The organism is Streptomyces sp. NPDC023541 (assembly GCF_055559995.1).
Genome location: NZ_JBVHJO010000026.1, coordinates 56,950 through 64,811, shown reverse-complemented (window position 1 = coordinate 64,811; position 7,862 = coordinate 56,950). Strand labels below are relative to the sequence as shown.

8 protein-coding genes and 1 pseudogene are annotated in these 7,862 nt (G+C 69.5%); 5 read left to right on the top strand and 4 right to left on the bottom strand.

What is annotated here, in order from left to right:
* The first annotated feature begins 140 nt into the window (after positions 1 to 140).
* Both ACZ3X1_RS35300 and ACZ3X1_RS35295 read left to right on the top strand, forming a co-directional pair.
* Positions 141 to 512 carry an STAS domain-containing protein gene (locus ACZ3X1_RS35300; protein WP_467283387.1) on the top strand — a complete coding sequence of 124 codons (372 nt, stop codon included), beginning with the start codon at positions 141 to 143 and terminating at the stop codon, positions 510 to 512.
* Between the two features lie 366 nt (positions 513 to 878).
* Entirely contained in the window at positions 879 to 1,091 is a 213-nt protein-coding gene (locus ACZ3X1_RS35295) for a cold-shock protein (RefSeq protein WP_467283385.1), read from the top strand.
* Positions 1,092 to 2,081: 990 nt separating this feature from the next.
* On the opposite strand, the gene ACZ3X1_RS35290 is transcribed toward ACZ3X1_RS35295, so the two are convergent.
* The gene (locus ACZ3X1_RS35290) at positions 2,082 to 3,071 is read right to left on the bottom strand and encodes an ornithine cyclodeaminase family protein (protein ID WP_467283395.1); all 990 of its coding nucleotides are present in this window, start codon (positions 3,069 to 3,071) and stop codon (positions 2,082 to 2,084) included.
* A gap of 803 nt (positions 3,072 to 3,874) precedes the next feature.
* Between ACZ3X1_RS35290 and ACZ3X1_RS35285 the strand changes: the two genes are divergently transcribed.
* Positions 3,875 to 4,168 (top strand): hypothetical protein, encoded by a 294-nt coding sequence (locus tag ACZ3X1_RS35285; protein ID WP_467283383.1) that lies wholly within the window; start codon positions 3,875 to 3,877, stop codon positions 4,166 to 4,168.
* A complete protein-coding gene (locus ACZ3X1_RS35280) occupies positions 4,152 to 4,364 on the top strand; it encodes a hypothetical protein (protein WP_467283381.1) in 213 nt (70 codons plus the stop codon). Before ACZ3X1_RS35285 ends, ACZ3X1_RS35280 begins: the two co-directional genes overlap by 17 nt.
* Positions 4,365 to 4,384: 20 nt before the next feature.
* On the opposite strand, the gene ACZ3X1_RS35275 is transcribed toward ACZ3X1_RS35280, so the two are convergent.
* The 3 genes from ACZ3X1_RS35275 to ACZ3X1_RS35265 all read right to left on the bottom strand — a co-directional run bounded on the left by ACZ3X1_RS35275 (position 4,385) and on the right by ACZ3X1_RS35265 (position 6,529).
* Positions 4,385 to 5,167 (bottom strand): helix-turn-helix domain-containing protein, encoded by a 783-nt coding sequence (locus tag ACZ3X1_RS35275; protein ID WP_467283379.1) that lies wholly within the window; start codon positions 5,165 to 5,167, stop codon positions 4,385 to 4,387.
* A gap of 10 nt (positions 5,168 to 5,177) precedes the next feature.
* A complete protein-coding gene (locus tag ACZ3X1_RS35270) occupies positions 5,178 to 5,369 on the bottom strand; it encodes a hypothetical protein (RefSeq protein ID WP_467283377.1) in 192 nt (63 codons plus the stop codon).
* A 656-nt stretch (positions 5,370 to 6,025) separates the two neighbouring features.
* Positions 6,026 to 6,529, bottom strand: a complete 504-nt coding sequence (locus tag ACZ3X1_RS35265) for an NUDIX domain-containing protein (protein WP_467283375.1) — start codon at positions 6,527 to 6,529, stop codon at positions 6,026 to 6,028.
* A gap of 206 nt (positions 6,530 to 6,735) precedes the next feature.
* Here ACZ3X1_RS35265 and ku point away from each other — a divergent pair.
* Positions 6,736 to 7,738 (top strand): annotated as a pseudogene (ku, locus tag ACZ3X1_RS35260) (non-homologous end joining protein Ku).
* The last annotated feature ends 124 nt before the right edge of the window (positions 7,739 to 7,862 follow it).

Sequence of the window (7,862 nt, the reverse complement as noted above, 5' to 3'; positions counted from 1 at the left end):
GACGCCATGCCCCACGGGGCCGGTGACGACGTCGCCCTGCTGGCCCTGTCCGTCCCCCTCGCCGACGCCGCGGACGGCCTCACCGCCACCGCCACGGCCCACACCATCGCCCCCGCCGGCGAGACGCCGGAGAGCAGATCGTGACCGACTTCCGCCTCACCACACAGCACACCGACGGCGACCTTGCCCTGGCCCACGTCGCCGGGGAACTCGACGTAGCCACCGCCCCCCACCTGCGCGCCCAGGCACTGGCCCTGATCGAGCAAGGCCACCGCCACCTGATCCTGGACCTCGCCGCCGTCACCTTCTGCGACTCCTCCGGCTTCAACGCCCTGGTCGGCATTCTCCGCTGCGCCAAGACCAGCGACGGCACCCTGGTCCTCGCCGCCGTCCCTGACCGCCTTGAGCGGCTACTGGACCTCACCGGTATCAGCGCCCTGCTACCCGCCCACCCCACCGCCGCCCACGCCCTCGTCGCGCACACCCCCAGCCAAAACACGGCCACCGCGTAACCCCCGCGGCGGCCGCCAGGCAAAGTGGGGGGCCGCTGCATCTGGTACGAGGGCGCCCGCAGGGACGAAACTCCCGAACAAGGAAGATGCATCGATGCCCAGTGAGAACGTGACCGAGGCCGAGACCGTCGCGACGCCTGAGCCTCAGCCTGTGAAGGCGGTGGACGAGTGCGTCGGGACCAGAGCGTACGGAAGGTGACGTCCGACAGCGGACCTCGACCGTTTATCAGGTGAGCTTCCCCTTTTGGCCGGTGATTTTTTGCGACAAGGCCGAGGATGCTCAGGATTGTCCCCGTCATCAGGAATGATCGGCCTTGTTGGGCGTCCTGCACGTCCAGCCGTAGCACGTGACCAGAGGGAGTGGATATGGCGGAGCGGCAATCCGGCGTCGTGAAGTGGTTCAACGACGAGAAGGGGTTCGGCTTCATCACTCCCCAAAGCGGTCCGGACCTCTTCGTGCACTTCAGGGCCATCCAAGGGAACGGTTTCAAGGCGCTCAAGGAAGGCCAGAAGGTGACCTTCGTCGCGGTGCAGGGCCAGAAGGGCATGCAGGCGGACGAGGTCATCGCGGAAGCCTGAGGCTCTGATCAGGTGATCATCGCCCGAAGAGCAACGGTCATAGGGCGGTGCCGTAGCAGGGCGCGATGGTCGCCGGACATCGTGTAGCGGCGGGCCGCGAGGACGACCTCGCGTCCTCCCCGATCGCATCGCGCAGCGGGGCCAGGACGTCGACCAGTCGGTGATCCGTACGCCCTCGCCCTCGGATCGTCGGCGTCCCACTGCGGGAAGCCTCACGGGCCGTTGGCCCCGGCGTCGAGGACGTCCCAGACCATCTGCTCCTCGACCTCACCGGATAGATCTGCATCCCGTCGTCGCGCTGAGCTGGTCCCACCACCCCTGCGCCAAGGGGGGAGCTGGCGCCCAGCCCACTGGCTCACGACGATGCCCCGTACCTGTGACCAGCGCAGGACTGCAGGCCGCTTCTCCCCTGCACCGCGGTGCGTGCGAGACCGGCAACCCGAGGTGCGGTCAGCCCGCCCGCTTCTACGCCGCCGGATGGCGATGCGACCCCCACCGACCGCGGAGCTTCTGGGGACCGCAGGCCGTCCCGCACCCCCAAGGCGTTGATCCGAGTCAGTGGGCGCCGTACGGGCTCCAGCCCTGGAGGAAAGGCCTTAGATCGTCGGCCCGGGGTTCGGGGATCTCCGGGAGCCGAAGTTGCTGAAACATCGGATGGGCACGCGCCACATGTTTTGTGGCCCACAGCATCCACTCTTCAGCCGCCGTTCCTTCCGGTCCAGGCGGAAGCGTCGCCAGGTGCGCACGGGCGGCTTCCAAGTAGTCGCCAGGCGCGTCGTGTGGCGCCAAGCGGCCTCTTGCGAGTCCAGCTGTCAGACGCGGTAGTCCTCGGCGTACTGGTCGCGGGCCTCGGCCATCGCGGCTTCCCAGCGCAAGCGCCTCTGCCGCGCCTCCTCAAGCTCGGCCAGGCGCTTACGCTCGGCCGCCTCACCGCGCAGTCCGACCGACCCGGCCGCCGCCCGGTGGGGAGATCGCGTGGTGGCGCCGGCGTCACCGCAGGGTGATGTCCTCGCCGATTGACTGCTCGTGAGCGGACGCGATGACCAGGGCCGTGGCCGCGGCGTCCTGCACTGCGACGCCGACCGACTTGTAGAGAGTGATCTGGTCCGGCCTGATACGTCCCGGTTTGCTACCGGTGATGAGTTCGCCCAGTTCGGCGTGCACATGTTCGGCTGTGATGAGGCCGTCCCGGATCGGCATGAGCAGGTCGTTGCTGCCCGCAGGGAGTGGGGCAAGTACGGCCTGGCGCGATTCGACGCACACCAGCGCCTCGGCGACCGTGGCGTCGTCGATCTCGCGACCGGCCGGGTTGTATCCCACGGATGTGATGTGCACCCCGGGTGCCAGCCACGAGCGGCGAATGACGGGTTCGACGGCGTGCGTCGTCGCGGCGGCGATGTCCGCGCCGTCGAGCGCCTCGGCGTAGCCGGACACGGCTTGGACTTCGGCCTCCAGGACGGCTGAGAGTTCCTGGGCCAGGGCAGCGGCTTTCGCCGGATCCCGGCCGGCCACGCGGATCTGCCGGATCGGGCGGACCCGGCAGATCGCGCGGGCGTGGGACCGGGCCTGCACGCCGGTGCCCAGGACTGCCAGCGCCGTGGCGTCCTCGCGGGCCAGCAGTCGCGCCGACAGCGCGGAGCAGGCGCCGGTCCGCGCTGCGGTGATGGCCGTACCGTCCAGGAGCGCAGCGGGCTCGCCGGTGTCCGGGTCGAACGCGACGATCAGTGCCTGATGGGTAGGCAGCCGTGCCCCGTCGTTGTGTGGGAAGAGTGACACCAGCTTCGTCATGAGGACCCCGGCCGACGGCAGGAAGCCCGGCATGGCCGCCAGGAATCCATCGCGTTCGGGCACCAGGGCGGCGACACGGTCGGGTACCGAGGCGCGGCCCGCACTGAGGTCTGCCATCGCCGGGGCCAGGGCGTCGATCAGCGAGTCCATATCGAGCAGAGCCTCGACCTGTGAGCGGCCCAGAACAAGCATCCCCGCTACCTCCTGACGCCGGTCATCCGGCCAGCGACCGCAGAGCCAAAGCGTCAATCGCGGACCGCCGTTGCCCGGCTACGACACGCCCTCCGTCCTGAGCACGTTCATTCGTACGCGCCTGAGAACATCGGCGTGTACGCCGACACCCGCCGCCTCATCAGCCGTGCGCGGCGTCGCAAGGCCGCACGGGCGCGCGCCGTGTGCAGAGCTCGAAGCTCGTGAGGAGAAACGCGTCACCGCGGGGCAGCTCACCCATCGAGGATCCCGGACCCGACGGGCCCTCGGGGGCAGAACGTGCGAGGACCGGCTGGCGCCCAGCGCCACCAGTCTTTACAAAAACCTCGCACGGTCGGAGGTGTCGTAGGGGTCACCACGGCACCGACCGGACCACACACGTCCTGTTTCCGAGGGGGGCTTGCCCACGGCCCCTGACGTGCACGAACGGAAGATCACCGCATTCGGGGGGTCCCACCTCCGGTCACACCTGCGGTCGCCCGCCAAGTGCCACCCTGCAGGCAACTGTCCAGCCCCCTTCGGTGCAACCCTCCAGCGGGTCGGGGCGCGCCCGGCGGCCTCCCCGGCCGGGGAGGCTTGCCCAAGTGCGCTGGACGGGTTAAGGCCGTGCCCGTGGCATGCCTGAGCTGGCGGGCAGCGGGTTCAGCGGACCGACCGGCCCGTGCACGGATCACGTCTGCGAGGCAGAACATGGGACGACACAAGCTGCAGAGCCGGGCGCCCCGCGTGGTGAGGGTGGGCGGCCGCTGGAGTGGGTTCGGCACTGCGTTCCACTTCGTCTGGGGATGCTGCACGTGGACGTCCGCCGGTCCGGCAACGGCATCCTGATCACCTCCTCCCCCGCCGAAATCGACGGCCCGGCGTCGTGGCAGCTGCGCCTGCGCAAATACGACGAGGGCCAAGGCCTGAATGAGATGGGCGCGGTCCTGAAGGCCGGGCGCGGGCACGTCTACAGCGTCACCGAGGAGCCCGGCGCCAAGACCGTCCTGGCGTTCCTCCCGAGCCACCCCGACGAAGGCGTCGGCACTCTGGCCCGGGTCCGTACCAGCGAGGGCCCGGACGGTGACGTGGTCTTCTAGCGGTCCGCGGAGCGGCCGATGGGGCTGTGGGAACAAGGCCGGGGAGAACCTGCTGCGGATCGTGCCGCTGCTCGGCCCGGACGGGGCCGAGCACCGCACTGGAGTGTGGCTGGCCAACCAACGCCAGCGCCGCGATCGGCTGGACGCCGCGCAGCTCGCCCCGCTCGCCGACCTCGGCATCGACTGGGCGCGGTAGAAGACCAGGGTGAGGGGTGGTCAGGCCGCCCGGAAGGGCGACTCGCGGGGGCCGTCACGGCCTACTCGCATCGGCTCGGCGAGGATCTGGCGCAGGAGCGCCTCTCCCCGCCGGATGGTGGTTTGGCCGGCATCTGGCGCAGGTCGGCCATGCGGAGAAGGCCCAGGCGACGGTCCGTGGTGTCGGAGGTGCCGGCCGCGAGGACCCGTGCCGCCTCCAGATCGGTCAGTCCGCGCCAGGAGCCGGTGGGTGTGCCATGACCCGGTTCGTAGGTGTCGGCCAGGCACCGCACCACGCCCGGCACGACCTCGAGGACGGTCAGGAAGGCGACGCACTGCTGGCGGCTGGCTGGCAGTGCCTGCCTGGTGACGATCCGCGCGGCCGAGCTGACCGGCAGCAGGTGCGCGCCGCCCGCCCGTTCCTGGAGCCGGCGCAGCGAGGGCGCCCCGGCCTTCTCGTAGAAGTACTCCAGTGCTTCGCTGAGCTGTCCGGCCGTGGTGATCAGCTCGGGCGCAGGCGGGGCGGCGCAGGTCCTTCCGGCGGCCGCGGTCGGCTGCCCGGGCGGACCTCCACAGCTCCACGATCTCGCCGTGCGGCGCGCCGCCGCAGGCCGCGGTGAGCGTCTTCCAGGACGGCAATGTGCGGCCCGAGGCCGCCCGCTTGCGCGTCGCCGCCGACAGCCCGGTTCGGGCAGCGAGTTCGTCGTAGGTCAGCCCGGACTGCGCCCGCAGCTGCCGCAGCGCCGCAGCCAGCTCGCCGCGCGCCCGGACCGTGTAGTCGACGGGGAGTTCACGACGTCCCATGACCCGCCCCCTACCGGCCGGCCTGAAGAGCGGCCCGGACCGCCGCCACGAGCACGCCGCGGCCGCCCGGCATCACCGCGATGATCAAGGCCGCACCGATCGCGGCCGCACCGCCCAGACGGAAGACATCGCCCATCGGCATCCCGCGCAGGCTCAGCACCACCGCCGGGACGAACACCACCGCCAACACCACGCTGATCACGACCGCCTGCGGCATCGTCAGGCCGGGCGTCCGGTGCTGCCCGCCGGGCTGCCGTCCGTCCGAGCGGGCAGGGTCCTGCCGTACTCCCAAGACACGGGGCGCAGGCGCTTGAAGCGCACTGAATGACGGAAGATCCCTCGGCCACCAGGGCCGGGCGTACGAGGGTGACGTCCAGGACGTCGCAGGAACCCCACAAGGCCGCGAACTTGACTCCTTCTCCAAGGTGCCCGGGGGCGGCCGCAGTCTTCCGAAACGCGCTGCGGGCACCCTGGCGGCATGGTGGTGTCAGTGGGGGCCCTAAGGGCTGTCCCGTAATCCCCGGTGGATCAGCGCGCGGCGTCAGACGCGGTGCATCGCAAGGCGGAGGAGCGTGCTGATACTGGGCGTATCCGGGCGTTCCGACAACGCGGCGAGGTGCCGTGGCTGTCGTCGTGCGCCCGCCGGGGATTACGGGACAGCCCTTAGGGTCTCGGGGAGTTGGTGGTGGGGTCGTCGGGGGGAGGCGGGCGTGGGGCGGGTTCGGCCTGAGTATCCGTACGGGCGGTCGACCAGCAGGATCCCGTGCCGCTTTCGCCCTCAAACCACTGCTCGAAGACCACGCCGAGCACCTGGCCAAGGAGATCGACAGACGCTGAGCCTGAGCGTGATGGGCAAGGTCAGGACCGCGCGGCCCGGAACGCCAGATACCGGCTGAAGGCTTCGATGCTGTCGGCGGTGAAGCGCCACTCCAGCAGGGCCGACCGCAGCTCCGGCTCGGTCAGCCAGCCATGCCAGGCGACCTCATCGGGATCAAGGACCACAGCGTCCGGCACCTCGGCTTCGTGCACGCCGAGCCAGTGAGGGCTCAAGCCGCTGCGGTTGATGAACGTGAACAGCAGGCGCGGCAGCGCACGAATGCCCAGCTCTTCGGTCAGCTCCCTCGCGGCGGCCTGTTCATAGGATTCGCCGACATTTGCGGCGCCACCGACCCCGACCTCATAGAGCCCGGGGAAGCGCGATACCTGCTCCGACCGTCGGTGGACGAGGGTCCGTCCATGCTCATCACGACACACCGTCACGGCGACTCGGTGCAGCCAACCCTCCTGGATGGCCTGCTGGCGGCGGACCACCATCCCCAGCACACGATCTTGATCGTCGACACGCTCCACCAGTTCATCCACGACGCACACCCTGGCAGTGCCCACTGACAACGCCGCTTCTCCGAGCCCGCAGAGGCCGACCCAGGAGAACCGGAACTCTCATCAACAAGACATGCCGGGGTCCTGACTCTTAATCGGATGTCCTGCAGGCAATCACTGGGCCTCGTCGCTTCGTACATTTCCCCGGTACGTCACTGCGTCGGGGCCGATCCCCAGGGCGGTGAGAAGTGATCACGGCTCGTCCCATATGGGCCGGAAACCTGTCATTCGGCCTGGTCAGCCTGCCCGTGAGCCTCTACACGGCCACCGACAGCCACACCATCCACTTCCACCAGCTCCAGCGCGGCACCTCCGACCGAATCCGCAACCGACGCGTCAACGAACGCACCGGCGACGAGGTCCAGCTCGACGACATCGTCAAGGGCTACGACACCGGCGACGAGTACGTGCTGGTCGACGAAGGAGCTGGACGAGATCGCACCCGGACGCTCTCGCTCGCTGGAGATGGCCGGGTTCGTCGACCTGACGGAGGTGGACCCGATCTTCTTCGACAAGACCTACTACCTCGGCCCGCGCGGTGCGGAGTTCGGGAAGGTCTACAGCCTGCCGGAGCAGGCCTTGGCCAAGGCGGGTAAGGCGGGCATCGCCACCTTCGTGATGCGCCAGCACGAGTACCTCGTCGCACTCAAGGCCGAGAACGGCCTCTTGGCCCTGCACACCCTGCACTGGGCGGACGAGATCCGGGACCCGAAGAAGGAGATCGACACCCTCCCGGGCAAGGCGAAGGCTTCGGACAAGGAACTGAAGATGGCCGAGCAGCTCATCGGCGCCATGAGCATGACCTGGGACCCCAGCGAGTTCCACGACACATTCCAGGAGAAAGTCGCCGCGCTGATCGAGGCGAAGAAGGCCGGCGAGACCGTGGAGCAGGCCGAACCCGCCGCCGAGCCGACCGGCGTTGTCCACCTCATGGAAGACCTGCGCGCCAGTGTCGAGCGTGCGGACAACCCGAAGGCCACCGGAGGCAAGGCCACCGCGTCCGGGAAGGGTTCCGGATCCGCGAAGACCACCGGGAAGCCGCCGGCCAAGAAGCGGATCCGCTCCGCCCCGAAGGAAGACCTGAGCAGCCTGTCGAAGGCCGACCTCTCCAAGAAGGCCGCAGCCGCCAACCTGCCCGGCCGCTCCCAGATGACCCGGGACGACCTGGTCAAAGCCCTGACCCAGGCCTGACCCCGGCCGCCCGTTCGTTCTGCGCCGTTGGCAGCGTCTACTTCAAGGTGTCGAAGGGGACGGTCTCGTAGGAGACGGTGGCGCCTGGGCAGTCCTCAGCAAGGCCGAGGAGCGCTTGACGATG